We start from the raw sequence: 18,848 nt of genomic DNA, 5'->3' as shown, positions 1-18,848 counted from the left end.
AAAATGACGCTGAAACGTACTAAAAAACAAGGCATTCCAAAAAATATTTACGGTAAAGACAGTGCGGAATATATCATTTTAGTAGGTTCTGAAACAGGAAATACCTATCGTTTTGCAAAAGTGTTTTTTGAGGCGCTTATTGCAAATGAAAAAACAGTATTTATCACACAATTGAACAAGTATGAGCAATATGCAAATGCCAAACATTTGGCGGTAATGACAGCAACGTATGGCGAAGGAGAAGCGCCAAGCAATGCTAAAAATTTTCAAAAATTACTACAAAATAATACACAACAAAACACCATTACATATTCGGTGGTTGGCTTTGGTTCGTTAATGTATCCTGACTTTTGTAAATATGCCATCGATGTAGATGAAATGCTAAAAGCTCATAAAAGTTTTACACAACTTTTACCTATGGTTAAAATTAACAATCAATCGTTTACAGCATTTGAAGATTGGGCAAAAGATTGGGGAAATCATACTAAAATTCCAATCACAATTGAAAAACCAAAAGTTAATGTCAATCTAAAAAAATTATGTTCGTTTTCGGTAGTTAATCGTTCTGATTTAAATGAAGATGCTACTTTTTTAATTCGTCTGAAACCTACAAAAAAGCAAAAATTCCAATCGGGAGATTTACTATCATTCTATCCTGAAAGTGATTTGGTTGAACGTCAGTATTCGATTGGAAAAATAGACAATGATATCGTACTAAGCGTTAAAAAACATGAATTCGGAATTTGCTCAACATATTTAAGTCAACTTTCTGATAGTAAAATTATTAAAGCAAAGGTTAAACGTAATCATGAGTTTCATTTTCCAAAGTATGCAAATGATATTGTCATGATTGCTAATGGTACGGGAATTGGTCCATTTTTAGGGATGATTAATGAAAACAAAGATGCTAAAAACCTGTATTTATTTTGGGGAACACGCACCAAAACTTCTGTAGAAGTTTATAAAAGTATTTTAGATACTGGTTTAGCTTCAAAACAACTCACAAATCTTCATATAGCCTATTCGCAAGAAACCTCAACAAAGCAATATGTACAAGATATACTCATACAACAGCAAAATTTTATAGCGCACGTATTACAAAACGATGGTGTACTTATGATTTGCGGCTCTGTTGCCATGCAAAACCAAGTGCTAAATGTGTTAGAAACCATTACACGATCAAAGTTAAGCATGCCTTTGAGTGAGTTTGAAAATAGAGAGCAATTAAAAATGGATTGTTATTAAAAAGAAAAATATATGTGTAGTTCATTAACGACAATTAGTCAAGTAAATAGTGGAATTTTAACGTTTTGCAAAAACTGTAAAATTTATCATTTAGAATTTGCAAATATCTATTTAGAGTTTTCTGAGGAACAGTTTGAAGAATTCAAAGCATATTTATTTACAATTGACATTGCGTATTGGCAGCATAAGTATGCAAATGTGAACATAAAGCGTAAAATTCCAATTCCTACGATGCAGGATAATTTGATTTTGATGTTTAACAAACACGAAATAGAAGAACTCAAAGTGCTTTTTTGTAGCAAGTCAACTTCCGAAAAACCACTTTTAGATGCTTCTGAAATCGATTACACATTAGTCATAAATTAAAAAACTATGGAGGTTTCTAGGTTTGTGAATTATCCAGGAAACTTCTCATATAGCAAGGGAAATAAGTTTTGTAAAAATTGTTTTTAGTATCAATTATGGTGGGTTTTTATTATAAGGTGTTTATGGAAGTAAGCCTAATTGATAACTAAATTTAGAAACTTGTTGTTTGTAATTTATATTGTGTTTAAGTTATTAGATTACGCAATAATAGCATTATTTGTTATAAAAAACCCTTGTGATATAATTGCGCTCTTAGGAGCGCAATTATTGTTATTTTTTTAGCATTCTTACTAACGAATCTGTGTACCTTTGCAAAAAATGTATTGATGGAAACAAAACACCCGAAATCATCGAAAACGATAATGACAGATTTGGTATTGCCAAGTGAAACAAATCCGTTAAATAATTTATTTGGTGGCGAATTGCTGGCACGTATGGACAGAGCTGCAAGTATTACCGCACGTAGACATTCGCGACGTATTGTAGTGACTGCTTCTGTAAATCACGTAGCATTCAATCGTTCTATTCCTGTGGGAAGTGTGGTAACGGTTGAAGCCAATATTTCTAGAGCTTTTAAATCATCAATGGAAATTTATATTGATGTGTGGATTGAAGATCGCGAATCGGGAATGCGAGATAAAGCCAACGAAGCTATTTATACATTTGTTGCTGTAGATGATACAGGACGACCTGTACAAATTCCTTGTTTGGTTCCTGAAACTGATTTAGAAAAAGAACGCTATGAAGGTGCGTTACGTAGACGCCAATTGAGTTTGGTATTGGCAGGAAAGATGAAACCAAGTGAAGCCAGCGAATTGAAAGCCTTATTTGATCAATAGTAGAAAGATTTTTGATTTAAATTTTATAAAATACAAAAAGCGGGAAATATTGAATTTCCCGCTTTTATGTTTTATTCATATTTGCATCAAAAAATACTAGTTGCCAGGATTACAGTGCAAGCATCATGGCATCTTGTCCAATCATGTGATGCTGGTGGACGAACACCATTTACACCATCAAAATTAGCTACAACTTTTTTACTTAATGCTAATTTTTTAATTTGTTTCTTCATGATTTATTAGTTTTAGTTAATACTCAAACTTATTTTTTTATTTCTCATGATAAAAGCTCGTGAGTCGGAACGTCGTTTTGATGAATTTAAAAGTGCTTTTGATGAGGTTGAGTGTAAAAAACGAGTATTATGAAAATCTAAAATTTCCATATTTTATTGGAATTCAAAATATGACCGTGGTATTCTCCACAGAAGATACTTCGTACTGAATTTTCATTTTGTGTACTTTTTGAATGTTTTCAATGCGTTGTTTTATAATATCAGTACTCATAGAACGATGCAGCATTCCTGATTTTTTAGGCGCAGCAGTAATTCCTTTTCCGTTGTCTTAAATAGCAATTAAAAGATCGCTTTCTTGTTTGGTATACTCAATAGTGATATGTCCATTTTCTAAAGAAGAAACACCATGCAGAATGGCATTTTCGACAAAAGGCGGAATCATCGTATTGGAAAGATTCAATTCTTTCGAAACTTTTACATCATGTGTAAAGTTTGATGGATTGTTAAGCGACTGTAATGTCAAATATTTTTTAATGAAATTTATGTCTGTGTCCAGCGGAATAGAATCAATATCCGAAGATTCTAAAATAGTTCGCATTAAGGCTCCAAATTTTTGTAAAAATACTGCTGCTGTATCTTTATATTCCTTATATATGTGACTTTCAATGGCTGTTAATGCATGAAAAAAGAAATTAGGATTTAACTGTGTACGTAAAAACCGCTGTTGTAGTTTTTCTTTATCAAGATTTAGAATAGCCTCTTTTATGATACTTTAAACTAAGTAAAATTTCACTAATACTGGATAAGTTTACAAAATAGTTTATATCATCTTACATGCCTTCACTCTCATAAATAGCTGTGGTTTTATATAATAGGAATTGAGGAAAAACTTTTGATGACTTGTGCTAGCTGGATACCTTCATTATCATATTGCAAATAGATATTTAGTAAAATAATATTAGGAGTGCTTTGTTTGATCGTTTGTAATGCTGCTTCAAAAGAAACACAAATTTTTTGTACTGTATGTCCAATGGCTTTTACTTTTTCTTGTAAAGCATACGCATGATTTTGATCGTCTTCAAGAATACAGATGTTTGCCATTTGTAACTTTTTTCAGTTTAAACATAGCGTTTTATTTTAGTTGTTAATTGCTCGTTATTGATTCTTAGGTTTTTATTCCTTTTAAAATATAAGATGTTATATGCTTCAAAATGAGATCCTTTTAATATTAGATTCAAACTAAATATGTTTTTAGTTTTAACTAATTTAAATATTACCAATAACTAAAAAAACAAAATCATGCATTTTGTAGGATGGCAAACGTTGTTTTCAATTTTACTTTTGAGAACACGTATAACTTAAAATAGAAGCATTATGAAGAAACAAAATTTAAAAGGTTTAAAACTTAATAAGAAGAGAATTTCCAATTTAAGCTATAAAGCTTTATGAAGAAGATAAGGCGTTGAAACATTTGATGGTTTAAAAAGTACTATGGGACCATGTCAAGAAGGAACTAAATGCTGTGATGATAGTTATGGTTTATACTGTTCGCTTGTAATGCAAAATTGTCCACATTAAATTCATGTTGGTTATATAGGTATTACATAAAAAAATGCACAGAACAATCCTCTTATGGGTTGCTTTTTTTATTATAAACGATATGATTCCAATTAAAATCATAGATTTTGTAGGAGCAATATTTTGATTGTATGTTTTAATATTGAGTAACATTAAAACATTACTATTATGAAAAAGAGAAATTCAAATGAGTTGCGACTCAACAAAAAAAGTATTTCCTATTTAAGTTATGAAGCTCTTGGCGGGAGAACTTATGACACAATTTTGTCCAATGATGGCTTATTGAGTACTATGGCTCCATGTCAAGGAGGAATAAGTTGCTGCAATAATACAGACACTTGGAAACCTGCACCTATTAGATAGTAGCAAAACTAAGATCATAATCTTTATGAAGAAAACGGGCTTTGAAAAGTCCATTTCTTTATGGCTAATACATGTTGGCTTTGCTACGTAAGAATCGCTACATTCTATACAACCACGTTTCTGGATTTAAGCGTGTCGTGTTTTTGAAAACTGTGAATTTAAGTTCTGTTTTTCCTGTGCTTTCGTTGGTAAACATGGTTCCAATTTGTTGTTTTGTGGATACTTTATCGCCTGTTTTAACAGAAACCGATTTAAGTCCAAAATAGGTTGTAAAGTAACTTCCATGACGAATTAAAACACATTTTACACCTTTTTTTGTTGTAAAGATTCTGGTGATTTCTCCTTTATACACAGCACGAACAATTTCACCTTGATTTGTAGCAATGATTACACCATTACTCACTCTGGTTACATTCGGATTTACCACATCTCGGTAATTTCCATAACCACGAACTTTGGTTCCTTCAGCAACTGGCCAAATGTGCTTTCCTTTGTTTGCAGCAAAACTGTTTCCAATAGCTTTTGCTTCTGGCGTTAATGCATAGGTTTTACTTGTCGTTGTTTTCCCTGCTTTTTTGTTGGAACTTGCAATGGCATCACGGATAATTTTGTCTATTTGACGATCAATTTCATCTGCTTGTTGTTGCTTCTTCCTAACTTGTGCCGCGTATTTGTTTTTGTCTTTACGCAATGAAGTTAACATTTCGTTTTGCACCTTTTTTTCTTTTTCTAGTTCCTTTTGCACCTTTCGGTTTTCGGTAATGAGTACTTCTTTTTCCTTTTTTTGTCCCGAATAGGTTTTGTTTAATTCTTGTAATTCTTTGGTACGTATAACAATGGCTTCTCCTTGCTTCTTTCGATAATCCGTGTATTGTTTCATGTATTGTACACGTTTGTAGGCTTGCAGGAAGCTTTCTGACGAAAGTAAAAACATCAATCTACTTTGCTCTGAGCGACTCTTATAAGTCTTTCGAATCATTTCAGCATAATCTGCTTTCAACTTCGTTAAATCGTCTCGTAATTGTGCTATTTTTTTGATGTTGTTGTTAATTTGACTCGTCAATAGATTTGTTTGACGATTCATCACTTTGATTAAATCTCGCTTTACACGAATTTTATGATTTAAGCTTTGCACATCCTCAACAATAAATTTTGTTTTGGATGTGTTTTTACGAATCAATTTATTGATGAGTTGTATTTCTTTTTGCAAACGTTGACGCTTGGCTTCCAATTCTTTCTTTTTGTCTTGCGCCATGCTCGCCGTACTTACCAATAAGAGCAAGACAACCGTAATTTTTTGAATGATATGTTTATTGAATATTGACTTCACTAGATTTTGATTTCAGTATATCCGTTAGGAATTTTAAAAGGAAAACGAACCTTTTCGTTAAACGTAACTTTACGGTATTCTACTTGAATGGTTGTCGTTTTATTGATTTCTTTTGCTGTTATTTCTACATTTTTTGGAAATATTTGCCCAGTTATTTCTTGGTATGTTGGATATGCAATGGTCAACAAACGTTGTTCGGCAGTTTGTGCGAGTTGTTGTTTTTTTACTTTGAAATGGAAGGCATCTAAGAAAAATAATCGCTTAAAGAGTTCAAAATCTTTTTTTGGAATTAAGGCATAGGTATTATCGATAACTTCCGAATCAAATTTTTCATTTTTTAGATTGAATAACGCATCGCCAATTAATAAGTTTTGTACTTTTTCAAAATCTAATTCTGTCCCTATAAATCTGCTAATGAGCTTAAAATCACCTACAAAATAAGTATTATCCAATTTACTATAGAACTTTACTTCAGTTGGTGTCATATATATTTTGACAAAGGATAGTTTTGCGCTTATCCAAATGGCTTTATCTTTTTCCATGCGCAGACTAAGCGTAAAGTTATCTTTCATGTTTCCATCATCAAAATTTACCTTAAGCTTCCCACGAATGGTTTTGAAATTTAAAGCATTTCGGTAATGGTTTTTGATAATATTTTTGGTAGACAGATTGGCGACTTCACCCGAAGAAACAACTGTTTGTGCAGATTTACAGCCTACTAAAAAAAGTAATACCATACTAGTGATAAAGATGTGAATTCTATTTTTCAAGTATTTTATTTTATTTCGCGAAAACGCTTATTGTATTTTTTTTTGGTAAAATTTTTCCTTTTTGGAGTTGCCCATTTTTTTATACGCAGCTACAAAGGTTTGATAGAATTCTTTTTCAAGTGGCGCATCATCAATAATATAATCCAGTCCAATTTCAAGCATTTCTATCGCTTTCTTATATTGTTTTAACGCATTTAATGCCTTTGCATTGTATAAATATAGTTTTGGTTGTGAAGGAAAGTCATTTAAACCAATTTTTGCCAAGCGGTTTGCAGCTTCGTACGATTCGGTTTTTAAAGCATCTTTAACTTGATCTAATATTTTGCCATCGCCTCGTACTCTTGGCTTTGGTGTTTGATTAATAACCTTAGCTACTTTACCATTTTGTTTCTTCTTTTTGCTGAAATTTTGATCTAACATCGCTTTCATATTGGCAGCTGTAAAAGATAATCCTCCCGTTTTTTGAAGTTTTTGAAGTTCTTTGAGCGCTTTTTTGTACTCGCCCATTCCCACATACACTTTGGCAATTTCTTCTCCAAATTGAGGATTGAGGCGTACTACTTTTTTTCCAATGTCTAGCGCTTCTTCTCGTTCGCCCATTTTTACTTTTACATTGAACAATCCGGTAAGGTACCACTGATTTTGTGGTTTTTTGTTGACTGCTGTTTGAAACGCTTCTTTGGCTTTTTCATATTCTTTGAGTGAGAAATAATTTTTTCCTAACTCAAAAGAAATTGTAGCACTGTTGTCTATTTTTTGGCATTTGAGCAATTCGTCTACAGCCCGATCAAAATTTTCAATTCCACGTTGTTTCAGTGCTTCGAAGAAATGTTCTTGAAATTCGTCTATGTTTTCTTCTAATGAAATCTCAGCACTTTCTTCTTCTTGCGCATGTACATGCTCAGGAATAAAAGTTATTATTCCTGAGAGCAGAAGTATGTACATGTATTTTTTCACGTGATTATTTTTTTAGTATTCTCAATTATTATTCCAATGTTGAGTAGTCACCAATACTAATTTTGGTAAAACTTCCATCATATTTTGCATGGTTACCAATCATTGCTTCATCTAAATTAGCATTTTTTACGGTAGAATTGGTTTGAATTAAACTATTTTTAAGACTAACATTTTCTAATTGTGTATTATTACCTACAGAAACATTTGGTCCAACCGTAGCATTTTTAATCACAACATTTTCACCGATGTAGCAAGGAGGAATGATTTCTGAGTTGATTACTTGTGCTGAGTCTGCTACTAATTTTTCACCATCTGCCTGTAAAAATCCTAGCATTTTTCCATTGGTTTCAATGGTTACATTTTTGTTTCCACAGTCCATCCATTCGTCTACTTTTCCTGTAACAAAACGGCGACCTTTTGCCATCATTCCTTTGATACCATCGTTAATTTGGTATTCGCCTCCGTGAATGATATTATTGTCTAATACATATTGTAATTCGTCTTTTAGTACTGCAACATCTTTGAAATAGTAGATTCCGATTACTGCTAAGTCAGAAACGAATTCGGCAGGTTTTTCCACCAATTCTATGATTTCCCTGTTTTCGTTTAATTTTACAACACCATAGGCTTCTGGTCGCTCTACTTGTTTTACCCAAATGGCTGCATCGGCATCTTTATCAAGATTGAAATCCGCTCTAATTAAAGTATCTGCATAAGCGATTACCGCAGGACCAGATAGTGAATCTTTTGCACACATAATAGCATGACCAGTTCCTAATGGCTGATCTTGGCGATAGATACTTGCTTTTGCCCCTAAACTTTCGGCTAATTCCGTTAAACTTTCTACTACATCTTCTCCAAAAAATGCTGGATCACCTAATACAAATGCTACTTCATCAATTGGTTCGCCTAATACTTTAGCGATATCAGAAACTAATCGGTGCACAATTGGTTTTCCTGCAATGGGAATTAATGGTTTTGGAACCGTAAGTGTATGTGGACGAAGGCGTGAACCTCTTCCTGCCATAGGTACTATTATTTTCATCTCTTATTGTTTAGTTTGCTTTTGGCTTGGAGCCACTAGCTTTTTATTATTGTTTTTATATCGCTTTGCTCAGTTGTGAGTTATGTGCTGTTTGTTTTTTGTATTCGTTTATTTGTAAATAGAAAAATCAATATTTGGCATTTAAAACTACTTTGTTCCTGTGCTTCCAAATCCGCCAGCGCCTCTATCAGTTTCTGAAAGTTCGGTGACTTCTTGCCATTCAGCACGTTCGTGTTTTGCAATGACTAATTGTGCGATGCGCTCTCCATTTTCTACGACAAATGTTTCTTTGGATAAATTGACTAAGATTACTCCGATTTCTCCTCTATAGTCTGCATCAACAGTTCCTGGCGCATTGAGTACCGTGATTCCTTTTTTTGCTGCTAAACCACTTCTAGGACGCACTTGTGCTTCGTATCCGACTGGTAATTCTATGAACAATCCCGTTTTTATGATGGCTCTGTCCATTGGTTCAAGTGTGATTGCTTCCGTTAGGTTTGCACGTAAATCCATTCCGGCAGAAGCCAAAGTTTCATAATGTGGTAATGCGTGTTGGGATTTGTTGATGATTTTTATGGTCATTGTTTGATGCTTTTGGGGTCTTAGGTTTTTGGTATTGGGTTTTTGTCTTTTTTGTTACTTAGTTCATCTGTTTTTTGACAATTTTAGTTTTTAAGAACCTTTCCGCAATAAGCGTTTTAATTCTTTTCGTTCTAATACATAAACTATTGCCAAAAATACTAAAACTAACGCAGTTGCGATGATATAATTTCCTCGAAAGCTAGTGTAGAATGAAACTGCCGAAAGCGTTACCGCCAATACTACATACACTCCTATTTGCGGAACATTGTAAGGAACAGCATAATGCTTTTGTCCAAGCACATACGAAATGATCATCATACTTCCGTAGGCTACTAAAGTTGCCCAAGCTGATGCCATGAATCCAATGATCGGAATCATTATCAAATTAAATCCAATAGTGACAATGGCACCAAAGATAGAAATGTACATTCCGTACTTGGTTTTATCAGTTAGTTTGTACCAAATAGATAGATTGTTATAGATTCCTAAACACAGGTTTGCTAACAGAATGATTGGTACAATTGCTAAGGCATCTAAGTATTCTTTTTTACTAATTAATATATTGGCAAAAATGTCAATATATGCCACAACAATCAACATAAATATAGCTCCAAATATGGTAAACCATTTGAGAATGGTAGCATAGTTGTTTTTGGCATTTTTTTCTTTTGCATGATTGAAGAAGAAAGGTTCTGCTCCTAAACGAAACGCCATAATGTATAGCGTCATAAATACTCCTAGTTTATAACAACCAGAGTATTTTCCCATTTCGGTATCGCCAATAATTTCTCCTAAAAAGAGTTTGTCAATATTTTCATTGGTTACAAATGCCAAACTACCAACCATAATTGGCAATCCGTAGATTAACAATCGTTTGAGAATACTATAATCATACGTCCATTTGATTTTGAGAATATTCGGTAATAGCAATAGTAGTGTCAATAGACTTGCAAATACATTTGCCAAGAAAATATAAATTACTTGCGGTTCTCCATCTACATAAAAATTCAATGCCTCTGGCACAATTCCTTCCGAAAGAATTCCATTAGGAATTGCCCATAAGAAGAGTATATTTAATATTGCCAAAAATACAATGTTTACAATTTTGATTCCAGCAAAACGAATGGGTCTGTTTGTTACACGCAAGTAAGCAAATGGTATGACTACAATGGTATCTAAAAATACTGTCCATACCAAAATTTTGACATACATTACCTTTTCAAAGCCAAAAAAACTGGTGATTTCTGGCGCAAAGCTCAATCCTAATGCTAAAAAAACTAAGGTTGTAAAGAGTAAACTGATAAACGATGTGGAAATAATTTTCCCTTTTTCTTGTTCTTTACTGAAGAAACGAAAAAACGCGGTTTCCATTCCGTATGTAAGTAATGCATTTAAATAAGCTGCATATACATAGTATTCTGTATTGACGGCATAGCGCTCAGAACCAAAAGCATCAGTATGTAATCTTACTAAACCAATATTGACAGCACGTGGAAGTATTGCTGCAATTCCATAGATAATGGTGTCTTTGAAGAACTTTTTTAATGCGCTCAAGGAATGTTTTGTTTACCTTTCAAAAGTATTGATTTCTGCGGGCTTTGCCAAAATGATTTTTACACGATCATGATGACTTGAATATATATACTATTTATTGCTTATTTGGTGGTGCACTTGGATAGGATATAGGGAATCTGTAGAGGATATTTTTTAGCTTGTAGTATTTTAATTTTCCTTCTTCTTCATAGCTAATAATTCCTTCATTATTTAATAATTCACCCGGAAATTTAGGTTGTAATTCTGGCGGTTCGTTTCCTGCTTCTTTTTTGTGGTCATTATGTAAAATGACTTCTTTTTTTGCTAGTGTAAGAAAACGTGCAATATATAAGTCATTGTTGTTATTGGAATTATCTTCTATCGCTGTTTTTTTTCCTCTGAAATAAAAATCTTTCAACGTGATTTGTTTTTTGTTGAGATTTTTAATGGTCATGTGTACATTGAGTCCACTTCCACTACCTTCGTGCCCACCAGTCCATCCTTGGGAGAAAGCTGATGTTATAGTAAATGGTGTTTTTTCTTGAAGTTTCACAGTTGTTTGTTGTGATGAGCAGCTTGTGAAACAAATTAGTACTAATATGGGCAATATGTATTTGTGCATTTGTTGTGTGTTAAATTGCTTTTTGTGGATTTGTCCTTTCTCGATTCGTCAACTTGTTTGTTCGTTTTTACAAAATACTTCTCCATGGTTTTATTAACTATATTCCAAATACAACTTTCTATGGCAAATCACTCGAAGTGACATTTACGCTCCTATTATTGTTTTTTCTTTGATACTAATTTAAAATTCAACATGTATCATTTATTATTCTAACAAGAATACTTCCAAGTTAACCAAATAAATTTCAACATTCATACTTTACTACTGATTTACTTCACTTTTAGTCTTCCTGTAATGTTTTTAAGATAAACAGTTCTTCCAATACTTGTTTTCGGATGAAATAGAATAGAATTATAAACGAAACTCCATACGAGATGACTACATAATAGAAAAATCCTCTGGATAGGTATTTATAAAAATAATACATCATTATGAAAACGCCAATGTTATATATGATAAGTAATATCGGTATAATTCGAAAAGCTAGTGTTTTTCTTTTTTCGTAATACGAAATGAGTTGCGCTTTGAAGTCTTCTAGCGAAAGTAATATATTGATGTTTCGTAATTTTTGTCTACTCCTGACTTCAATCCAAACACGTGTTACAATGACTCCAATAAGTAATGACATTCCTAGTAAAGTTCCATTGTATTTATAGGCTGAAATGTAGAAGAAAAATACAATGAGTACAATTCCTGTAATTCCTAAAATAAGTTGTGTGATTCGTTGTCCTTTACGTAATTTTTGCAGTTTTTGTTTGACAGGTTCAAAATCAGGAAGTGTGGTTTCTTGACCTGATTGTTGTTGCCATGTGTTTTGTATATCTTTAAATTCCATGAGAGACGCATTTTGTGAGTTTTTCTTTGATTCTGTGTACCATTACGCGAATGTTTTGGTGTGAATGCCCAGTGATTTCCGAGATTTCTTTTTGTGGTAAGCCTTCTAAGACTAATAAGATGACGATTCGTTCCGTTTCTTTGAGTTGTTGAATACACGCATACATTTGTTTTAAACGATTTTGATGCACTTTTTCTTCTTCTTCTACATTGTGATCATCTTCTTGTGTTTCGGGCAAATTATAGCTTCTTTTTTTGTTTTTTCGGATGAATAGTAAGCACGTATTGACTGTGATTCGGTAGATCCAAGTTCCTATGCTGGATTTTTGTTTGAATTGATCCAAATGTTCCCAGACTTTTATGAAAACTTCTTGTGCCAAGTCTTTCGCTACTGTTTCATCTCCATTGACGTATCCGAGACACAGCCTGTAGACTTTGTCATAGTGATCTTTGTATATGTTTGTAAATTGTTGTGACAATTTTTCTAGGTTTTGGGTTTTAGGTTTTGGGTTTTAGGTTTTGGGTTTTGGGTTTTGGGTTTTGAATATGCTGTTCTGTTTTTAAATCAAAACATAAACTGCTAAACAAATAAGCTTTTTAAACTTCTTTTTTGTGTATTTGCTATTTGTTTATTCGTTAATTTTCATAACTCATGACTCTACACTTTTTAACCCTTAACTACTTTCAAAACTTCTTTTAAAAACCAATCTGCTTGGTCAAACATAATAAAGTGTGCTGAGTTTTCAACATATAAAATATTTTTGTTAGTCAATTTTTGATATTGTTCTGTGTATAATTTTTCTACTTGTGGTTTTGGATAAAAACTAACTGCCGCCATGATGGTTACAGGAATTTGTATGTTTTGAATATTTTCACGCAAGTCCAATTTCATTAAATCAATATATCCATACACATAGGTTTTTCTATCCGCTTGCTCCATCCACGCAACGATTTGCGGTTGTTTTTCCTTATTCAAAGTCATTCCTGCTGCCATTTGTGTTGCCATTTTGTTGAAAGCAGTAGTATCCATTTTTAATTGCTGCTTGGCAAACGGATTGTCGTAACTTACTTTGTCACTTGAGAAATTAGGGATCATTAAAGCTCCAATACTTGCCAATCCGTCTACGATGATTAATTGCTTGTAGGTGTTTGGGTTTTCTGAAGCCAACCACAACGCTAACGTTCCGCCCATGCTATGCCCGATAATTGTAGGTTTGTGCAGTTTTTTACGAGTTACGTATGTTGAAACATCATTTTTAATGGTTTCTAACCAAGGAGATTCAATCGCAGGTACATCTCCAAATCCTGCAAAAGTGAATATATGACATTCGTGGGTTTTGGAAAGTTCTTTTACGGTGTCTTCCCAAACATCGTCTGTACAACTAAATCCTGGAAAGAGTAAAACAGGATCTCCTTTTCCTGTAACTTTTACTTGGAATGCGGTTTCTTGTGATTGTACTGTGTAACTTATTAAAATGGTTAGTACAATGAGTATTTTTCTAAAGGTTTGCATACTGTTTGTTTTTTTGATTTTCCCTTTAGATACAGTTTTTTGAAAATGTTACACTTCGACTTCGCTCAGTGTGAATATTTTTTTAGAACGCTGTGCTTTTAGACACGCTTATACTATTAGATTTATTTCCGCTTAGGCGGAAATCTCTTAGAGCGCTTCGCTGTTAAATTATTTCCTATTGCGTGTTTTTATTGTTTTTTGGGGGTTTGTTTATTCGTCACTGCGAGGAAGTATGACGTGGCAGTCTATTTATAAATGAATTTGATATTTGAAGTTGTGGATTCCCGCGATTTTTTTATTTTGACTTCGCTGAGTGTGAACACTTTTTTTAGACACGCTTACACTGTTAGATGTTAGAGCGATACGCTATTAGATTGCTTACTCTTGCTTTTTGTTAATTCGTTTTTTGTGGATTTGTTTTTCTGTGAAATCTAAGCGTCACTTTGAGTGATTTGCCTAAGCGAATTGTATCGAGAAAACTTTGAAGTTCTGAGCTGATCTCGATACAACGAATCTTTGATTTACCACTCGATCTGACGGTTGGAAAACTTTTTGATACGTCACTGCGAGGAAGTATGACGTGGCAGCCTGTTTATTTCGTATACTGCTTTATGTATGATTTAGGCAGATTGCTTCACTGCGTTCGCAAAGACGTTTCAAATACTAGTTTGACAGATTACTTCGTCATGCTTCCTCGTAATAACGAATCAAATGATATAAAAATGAAAAACCTCATGTTTACATGAGGTTTTTTATATTCTACGTTCAGTACACTTCGACTTCGCTCAGTGTACATATTATTTTAGTTATTTAAAGCTTCTGCTCCACCAACGATTTCTAAGATTTCGTTTGTAATAGCAGCCTGACGTGCTTTGTTGTATGTCAACGTTAATGAGTCTCTTAACTCTGCGGCGTTGTCCGTTGCTTTGTGCATCGCCGTCATACGCGCTCCGTGCTCACTTGCAAAAGAGTCTCTGATTGCTTTGAATAATTGTGTCTTTAATGACTTTGGAATCAATCCTTCAACAATTTCTTCTTTTGATGGCTCAAAAATATAATCTAGTTGAACATTTGCATCAGATTCCGCAGGTACAATTGGTAAGAATTGCTCTGTCATTACGATTTGTGTCGCTGCATTTTTGAATTTGTTGTATACAAGTTCGATTTTGTCATACGATCCTGCTTCAAACAATTCCATCAGCTTGTCAGCAATTGCTGCTACATTATCAAACGTTAACGCATCAAAAACATCACTACGATTTTCAACAATCGTATTTGTTTTTGATAAAATATCGTTTCCTTTTTTCCCGATCGTCAATACATCTACCTGTTTTCCAGCATATACATTGTTGATAAGGTTGTTTGATTGTTTGATGATGTTAGAGTTAAACGCTCCACACAATCCTCTGTTAGATGTAATAGCTACTAATAATACTTTGCTTACTTCGCGTTGTTCTGCAAATTTACTTCCGCTATCTGCATCTAATGTTGCGCTTAAACTTTGTAGTAATTCTGTCAATTTATTAGCATACGGACGCATCGCAGTGATCGCGTCTTGTGCTTTTTTCAACTTTGCTGCCGATACCATTTTCATAGCACTCGTAATCTGCATTGTTGATTTTACAGAACCAATTCTATTACGTATTTCTTTTAAGTTTGCCATCTTTTGTAATTATGAATTCAGAATTCTTAATTATGAATTTTTAATTATTGTAACTAAAAGCTTGATTAGTTCTTCACATTTGGCTTTTAGATCATTTGGAACCTGCATTGTAGTTTCCTCTATGATATCTAACCAATAAAGCGTTTCATCTGCTTCTTTTAGCGCAATACTTAATTTATTTTTAAAGTCTTTGGTACTAACACCACGTTATGATTCCCTGATGTTTGCACCTATACTTGTGCCACCTCTTATTAATTGACTCGCAATTTCAAAGTTGTGATTTTGTTTTAATTCTTTACAGAAATTAACAATGTCGCAACCAAAATAAAAGCTTTTATCAACAACGACATTGTTTCTTTCCTTGTAAGCCATTACCTAATTCTGAACTTAGAATTCTTAATTCAGAATTAGTTATATTTCGCAGACAATTCTTTACAAACCGTTGTTAACGTATCTGTAACTTCGTCTGTTAATTTCCCTGCTTTTAAGGTATCTAAAACACCTCTGTGTTTTGCGTTTAAGAACTCAATGTAATCTCTTTCGAATTCTTTTACTTTTTCTACAGGAACGTCTTTTAATAGGTTCTTAGAACCAGCGTAGATAATAGCAACCTGATCTTCTACTGTGTATGGATCGTTTTGTGCTTGCTTTAAGATTTCTACGTTACGTCTACCTTTTTCAATTACGTTTAAAGTTGCTGCATCTAAGTCAGATCCAAATTTCGCGAATGCTTCTAATTCACGGAACTGTGCTTGATCAAGTTTTAATGTACCAGATACTTTTTTCATTGATTTAATCTGAGCCGAACCTCCTACACGAGATACCGAGATACCTACGTTAATCGCTGGACGAACACCAGAGTTAAATAAGTCAGATTCTAAGAAAATCTGTCCATCTGTAATCGAAATTACGTTTGTTGGAATATATGCAGAAACGTCTCCCGCTTGTGTTTCAATGATTGGTAGCGCTGTTAACGATCCACCTCCTTTTACGATTGGCTTTAATGATTCTGGTAAATCATTCATATTTTTTGCGATATCATCATCTGCAATCACTTTTGCAGCACGTTCTAATAATCTTGAGTGAAGGTAGAAAACGTCTCCTGGATACGCCTCACGTCCTGGTGGACGACGTAATAATAACGATACCTCACGGTATGCAACCGCTTGTTTTGATAAATCATCATACACGATTAATGCAGGACGACCTGTATCACGGAAATATTCTCCGATTGCTGCTCCAGCGAATGGTGCATATACCTGCATTGGTGCAGGATCTGATGCGTTAGCTGCTACAATTACTGTATACGCTAATGCTCCTTTTTCTTCTAATGTTTTAGCAATACCTGCTACAGTTGACGCTTTTTGTCCAACAGCAACATATACACAGAAAACTGGCTCACCTGCATCGTAAAATTCCTTTTGATTCAAAATTGTATCGATACAAACAGTTGTTTTACCAGTTTGACGGTCACCAATTACCAACTCACGTTGTCCTCTACCTACAGGAATCATTGCATCAATTGATTTGATACCTGTTTGCATTGGCTCATCTACTGGCTGACGGAAGATTACTCCAGGTGCTTTACGCTCTAAAGGCATTTCATATAAATCGCCTCCGATTGGTCCTTTTCCATCAATTGGATTTCCTAACGTATCAACTACACGTCCTACCATTTCTTCTCCTACCTTAATAGAAGCAATACGCTGTGTACGCTTTACAGTAGCTCCTTCTTTAATTTCTTTAGAAGGCCCTAATAATACCACACCAACATTGTCTTCTTCAAGGTTCAATACGATACCTTCCATTCCTGTTTCGAATTCTACTAATTCTCCGTATTGAGCGTTAGCTAATCCGTAAACACGAGCGATACCATCACCTACTTGTAGTACAGTTCCAACTTCATCAAGAGAAGCTGTAGCTTCAAATCCTGAAAGTTGTTTTTTTAATATTGCTGATACCTCAGCAGCTTTAACTTCTGCCATTTTATTTAGTATTTAATTTTGAGAGAAAGTTCGTTTTAATGTATTCAATTGGTTTGCGATGCTTGCGTTGTATTGCAAGTCACCTACACGTAGAATGAATCCACCGATAATACTTTCGTCGATTTTGTTTTCTATTGTTACTTCGTTATTCGTAAGATCTTTCACCTTAGCTAGTACTTTGCTTCTTAAGTCATCTGTTAAAGGAATAGCTGTCGTTACTACGGCAACTTGTTTTCCTTGTAACTGATCAAATAAGTTACAATATTGAACAGCTATGTTATCTAATAAGTCAATTCGCTTGTTAGACACTAACATATCTATTACTCCTTCAGATACTGAATGCATTCCTGTAAAGATTTCTTGCAAAGCTGCTTTTTTCGTTTCAGACTTTACAATAGGACTGTTTAGCATTAATCGTAAGTCTTTACTGTTTGCTACAGTTTTTACGATGCCATTCATGTCTTTCGCTACAGCTTCTCCTGCATTTTGCTCTTGTGCTAACGCTAAGATAGCTTTTGCATAACGTATTGCTGCTCTAGATCCTGCCATTGTGTTTTGATTAGTTTAATGTAACGTCACCAAGCATTTTATCAACTAATGATAATTGCTTGTCTTTGTCTGCTAATTCTTCACGTACTACTTTCTCTGCAATTTCTACAGAAATGTTCGCTACTTGATTTTTCAATTCAGCTAAAGCAGATTGTTTTTCACTTCTAATGCTTTCTTGCGCCTGAGCAATCATTTTGTTTGCTTGCTCTTGTGCTTCTCCTTTTGCATCAGCGATCATTTTTTCTTTGATCTCACGTGCTTCTTTCAACATAGCTTCTCTTTCAGCACGAGCTTCTTTTAATAACTTTTCGTTATCAGCGTGCAAGTTTTGCATTTCTTTTCTTGCATTCTCTGCTGCTTCTAAAGCGTTTTTGATAGAGTCTTCTCTATCTTTTACAGCTCCTAAAATTGGTTTCCATGCTGCAGTTCTTAGAATTATGACTAATGCTATAAAGGCAACTGCTACCCAAAATACCAATCCAATTGCAGGTGTAATTAAATCCATAGTACTGTGTTAATTTATCTTTTTTTTAAATTTTAATGGTAATAACTCTCGTAGTACCAACCGTACTACAAGAGTTATGTGTTTTAATTAGTTTCCTAGACCTAATAATGATACTACGATACCAAACATTCCCGCACCTTCGATAAATACTGCAGCAATAATCATTGCTGTTTGTATTCTACCTGCTGCTTCTGGTTGTCTAGCCATAGCTTCCATTGCTTGTCCACCAACTTTTCCGATACCAAGACCTACTCCTAATACTGCAAGTCCAGCTCCTAATGCTGCGATACTACCAATCATAATAATAAAATTTAAAAATTAATTCTTTATGTTTTT

General features: G+C 33.9%; 22 protein-coding genes and 1 pseudogene. 4 read left to right on the top strand and 19 right to left on the bottom strand.

Features of this window, described 5'->3' with window-relative positions; all coding sequences use genetic code 11:
• The first annotated feature begins 3 nt into the window (after positions 1-3).
• From MK119_RS06945 to MK119_RS06935, 3 genes are all read left to right on the top strand, one after another.
• Positions 4-1,245, top strand: coding sequence for an NADPH cytochrome P450 oxidoreductase family protein (locus MK119_RS06945; protein WP_290672181.1), 1,242 nt, complete (start codon positions 4-6; stop codon positions 1,243-1,245).
• Between the two features lie 12 nt (positions 1,246-1,257).
• Positions 1,258-1,611, top strand: coding sequence for a DUF6686 family protein (locus MK119_RS06940; protein ID WP_290672179.1), 354 nt, complete (start codon positions 1,258-1,260; stop codon positions 1,609-1,611).
• A 326-nt stretch (positions 1,612-1,937) separates the two neighbouring features.
• The gene (locus MK119_RS06935) at positions 1,938-2,450 is read left to right on the top strand and encodes an acyl-CoA thioesterase (protein ID WP_290672177.1); all 513 of its coding nucleotides are present in this window, start codon (positions 1,938-1,940) and stop codon (positions 2,448-2,450) included.
• A gap of 86 nt (positions 2,451-2,536) precedes the next feature.
• Here MK119_RS06935 and MK119_RS06930 read toward each other — a convergent pair whose 3' ends face one another.
• The 3 genes from MK119_RS06930 to MK119_RS06920 form a co-directional block, all read right to left on the bottom strand.
• Positions 2,537-2,683, bottom strand: coding sequence for a hypothetical protein (locus tag MK119_RS06930; RefSeq protein ID WP_290672175.1), 147 nt, complete (start codon positions 2,681-2,683; stop codon positions 2,537-2,539).
• Between the two features lie 328 nt (positions 2,684-3,011).
• Positions 3,012-3,437, bottom strand: coding sequence for a histidine kinase (locus MK119_RS06925; protein WP_290672247.1), 426 nt, complete (start codon positions 3,435-3,437; stop codon positions 3,012-3,014).
• 110 nt (positions 3,438-3,547) lie between these two features.
• Positions 3,548-3,784, bottom strand: a complete 237-nt coding sequence (locus MK119_RS06920) for a hypothetical protein (protein WP_290672173.1) — start codon at positions 3,782-3,784, stop codon at positions 3,548-3,550.
• Positions 3,785-4,429: 645 nt separating this feature from the next.
• On the opposite strand from MK119_RS06920, the gene MK119_RS06915 reads away from it, so the two are divergent.
• On the top strand, positions 4,430-4,624 hold the full coding sequence (locus MK119_RS06915; RefSeq protein ID WP_290672171.1) for a hypothetical protein: 195 nt from the start codon (positions 4,430-4,432) through the stop codon (positions 4,622-4,624).
• 97 nt (positions 4,625-4,721) lie between these two features.
• On the opposite strand, the gene MK119_RS06910 is transcribed toward MK119_RS06915, so the two are convergent.
• The 16 genes and pseudogenes from MK119_RS06910 to atpE form a co-directional block, all read right to left on the bottom strand.
• On the bottom strand, positions 4,722-5,954 hold the full coding sequence (locus tag MK119_RS06910; RefSeq protein WP_290672169.1) for a peptidoglycan DD-metalloendopeptidase family protein: 1,233 nt from the start codon (positions 5,952-5,954) through the stop codon (positions 4,722-4,724).
• Positions 5,954-6,724: a DUF4292 domain-containing protein gene (locus MK119_RS06905; protein WP_290672167.1), complete on the bottom strand. Its 771-nt coding sequence runs from the start codon at positions 6,722-6,724 to the stop codon at positions 5,954-5,956. The genes MK119_RS06910 and MK119_RS06905 overlap by 1 nt, the downstream gene beginning before the upstream one ends.
• Positions 6,725-6,751: 27 nt before the next feature.
• On the bottom strand, positions 6,752-7,669 hold the full coding sequence (locus MK119_RS06900; protein ID WP_290672165.1) for a tetratricopeptide repeat protein: 918 nt from the start codon (positions 7,667-7,669) through the stop codon (positions 6,752-6,754).
• A 40-nt stretch (positions 7,670-7,709) separates the two neighbouring features.
• Positions 7,710-8,726, bottom strand: a complete 1,017-nt coding sequence (locus MK119_RS06895; RefSeq protein ID WP_290672163.1) for a sugar phosphate nucleotidyltransferase — start codon at positions 8,724-8,726, stop codon at positions 7,710-7,712.
• A gap of 147 nt (positions 8,727-8,873) precedes the next feature.
• Positions 8,874-9,308, bottom strand: a complete 435-nt coding sequence (gene dut, locus MK119_RS06890; RefSeq protein ID WP_290672161.1) for a dUTP diphosphatase — start codon at positions 9,306-9,308, stop codon at positions 8,874-8,876.
• Between the two features lie 90 nt (positions 9,309-9,398).
• Positions 9,399-10,862, bottom strand: coding sequence for an oligosaccharide flippase family protein (locus MK119_RS06885; RefSeq protein ID WP_290672159.1), 1,464 nt, complete (start codon positions 10,860-10,862; stop codon positions 9,399-9,401).
• A gap of 94 nt (positions 10,863-10,956) precedes the next feature.
• Complete coding sequence (locus MK119_RS06880) at positions 10,957-11,394, bottom strand: hypothetical protein (protein WP_290672157.1); 438 nt, start codon at positions 11,392-11,394, stop codon at positions 10,957-10,959.
• 349 nt (positions 11,395-11,743) lie between these two features.
• Positions 11,744-12,298, bottom strand: a complete 555-nt coding sequence (locus MK119_RS06875; RefSeq protein ID WP_290672155.1) for a hypothetical protein — start codon at positions 12,296-12,298, stop codon at positions 11,744-11,746.
• Positions 12,288-12,776, bottom strand: coding sequence for a sigma-70 family RNA polymerase sigma factor (locus MK119_RS06870; protein ID WP_290672153.1), 489 nt, complete (start codon positions 12,774-12,776; stop codon positions 12,288-12,290). The genes MK119_RS06875 and MK119_RS06870 overlap by 11 nt, the downstream gene beginning before the upstream one ends.
• A gap of 188 nt (positions 12,777-12,964) precedes the next feature.
• Positions 12,965-13,810 carry an alpha/beta hydrolase gene (locus tag MK119_RS06865; RefSeq protein WP_290672151.1) on the bottom strand — a complete coding sequence of 282 codons (846 nt, stop codon included), beginning with the start codon at positions 13,808-13,810 and terminating at the stop codon, positions 12,965-12,967.
• Positions 13,811-14,612: 802 nt separating this feature from the next.
• Positions 14,613-15,473, bottom strand: a complete 861-nt coding sequence (atpG, locus tag MK119_RS06860; protein WP_290672149.1) for an ATP synthase F1 subunit gamma — start codon at positions 15,471-15,473, stop codon at positions 14,613-14,615.
• Between the two features lie 30 nt (positions 15,474-15,503).
• Positions 15,504-15,845: pseudogene (locus tag MK119_RS06855) on the bottom strand (four helix bundle protein).
• Between the two features lie 35 nt (positions 15,846-15,880).
• Positions 15,881-17,458 (bottom strand): F0F1 ATP synthase subunit alpha, encoded by a 1,578-nt coding sequence (gene atpA / locus MK119_RS06850; RefSeq protein WP_290672147.1) that lies wholly within the window; start codon positions 17,456-17,458, stop codon positions 15,881-15,883.
• A gap of 12 nt (positions 17,459-17,470) precedes the next feature.
• Entirely contained in the window at positions 17,471-18,007 is a 537-nt protein-coding gene (gene atpH / locus MK119_RS06845; RefSeq protein ID WP_290672145.1) for an ATP synthase F1 subunit delta, read from the bottom strand.
• Between the two features lie 10 nt (positions 18,008-18,017).
• Positions 18,018-18,512, bottom strand: a complete 495-nt coding sequence (locus tag MK119_RS06840; RefSeq protein ID WP_290672143.1) for a F0F1 ATP synthase subunit B — start codon at positions 18,510-18,512, stop codon at positions 18,018-18,020.
• A gap of 87 nt (positions 18,513-18,599) precedes the next feature.
• Positions 18,600-18,812: an ATP synthase F0 subunit C gene (gene atpE / locus MK119_RS06835; protein ID WP_290672141.1), complete on the bottom strand. Its 213-nt coding sequence runs from the start codon at positions 18,810-18,812 to the stop codon at positions 18,600-18,602.
• Positions 18,813-18,848: the final 36 nt, after the last annotated feature.

It is taken from the genome of Kordia sp. (assembly GCF_022447245.1).
Classification (GTDB): domain Bacteria; phylum Bacteroidota; class Bacteroidia; order Flavobacteriales; family Flavobacteriaceae; genus Kordia.
The sequence above is the reverse complement of the archived record's forward strand: the minus strand, read 5'-3'. Positions and strand labels throughout refer to the sequence as shown.

Excerpts from the sequence above, each read along its gene's own strand:
- MK119_RS06945 (WP_290672181.1), top strand. The coding sequence starts at position 4 with ATGACGCTGAAACGTACTAAAAAACAAGGCATTCCAAAAAATATTTAC.
- MK119_RS06940 (WP_290672179.1), top strand. The coding sequence starts at position 1,258 with ATGTGTAGTTCATTAACGACAATTAGTCAAGTAAATAGTGGAATTTTA.
- MK119_RS06935 (WP_290672177.1), top strand. The coding sequence starts at position 1,938 with ATGGAAACAAAACACCCGAAATCATCGAAAACGATAATGACAGATTTG.
- MK119_RS06930 (WP_290672175.1), bottom strand. The coding sequence starts at position 2,683 with ATGAAGAAACAAATTAAAAAATTAGCATTAAGTAAAAAAGTTGTAGCT.
- MK119_RS06920 (WP_290672173.1), bottom strand. The coding sequence starts at position 3,784 with ATGGCAAACATCTGTATTCTTGAAGACGATCAAAATCATGCGTATGCT.
- MK119_RS06915 (WP_290672171.1), top strand. The coding sequence starts at position 4,430 with ATGAAAAAGAGAAATTCAAATGAGTTGCGACTCAACAAAAAAAGTATT.
- MK119_RS06900 (WP_290672165.1), bottom strand. The coding sequence starts at position 7,669 with ATGTACATACTTCTGCTCTCAGGAATAATAACTTTTATTCCTGAGCAT.
- MK119_RS06895 (WP_290672163.1), bottom strand. The coding sequence starts at position 8,726 with ATGAAAATAATAGTACCTATGGCAGGAAGAGGTTCACGCCTTCGTCCA.
- dut (WP_290672161.1), bottom strand. The coding sequence starts at position 9,308 with ATGACCATAAAAATCATCAACAAATCCCAACACGCATTACCACATTAT.
- MK119_RS06875 (WP_290672155.1), bottom strand. The coding sequence starts at position 12,298 with ATGGAATTTAAAGATATACAAAACACATGGCAACAACAATCAGGTCAA.
- MK119_RS06865 (WP_290672151.1), bottom strand. The coding sequence starts at position 13,810 with ATGCAAACCTTTAGAAAAATACTCATTGTACTAACCATTTTAATAAGT.
- atpG (WP_290672149.1), bottom strand. The coding sequence starts at position 15,473 with ATGGCAAACTTAAAAGAAATACGTAATAGAATTGGTTCTGTAAAATCA.
- atpA (WP_290672147.1), bottom strand. The coding sequence starts at position 17,458 with ATGGCAGAAGTTAAAGCTGCTGAGGTATCAGCAATATTAAAAAAACAA.
- atpH (WP_290672145.1), bottom strand. The coding sequence starts at position 18,007 with ATGGCAGGATCTAGAGCAGCAATACGTTATGCAAAAGCTATCTTAGCG.
- MK119_RS06840 (WP_290672143.1), bottom strand. The coding sequence starts at position 18,512 with ATGGATTTAATTACACCTGCAATTGGATTGGTATTTTGGGTAGCAGTT.
- atpE (WP_290672141.1), bottom strand. The coding sequence starts at position 18,812 with ATGATTGGTAGTATCGCAGCATTAGGAGCTGGACTTGCAGTATTAGGA.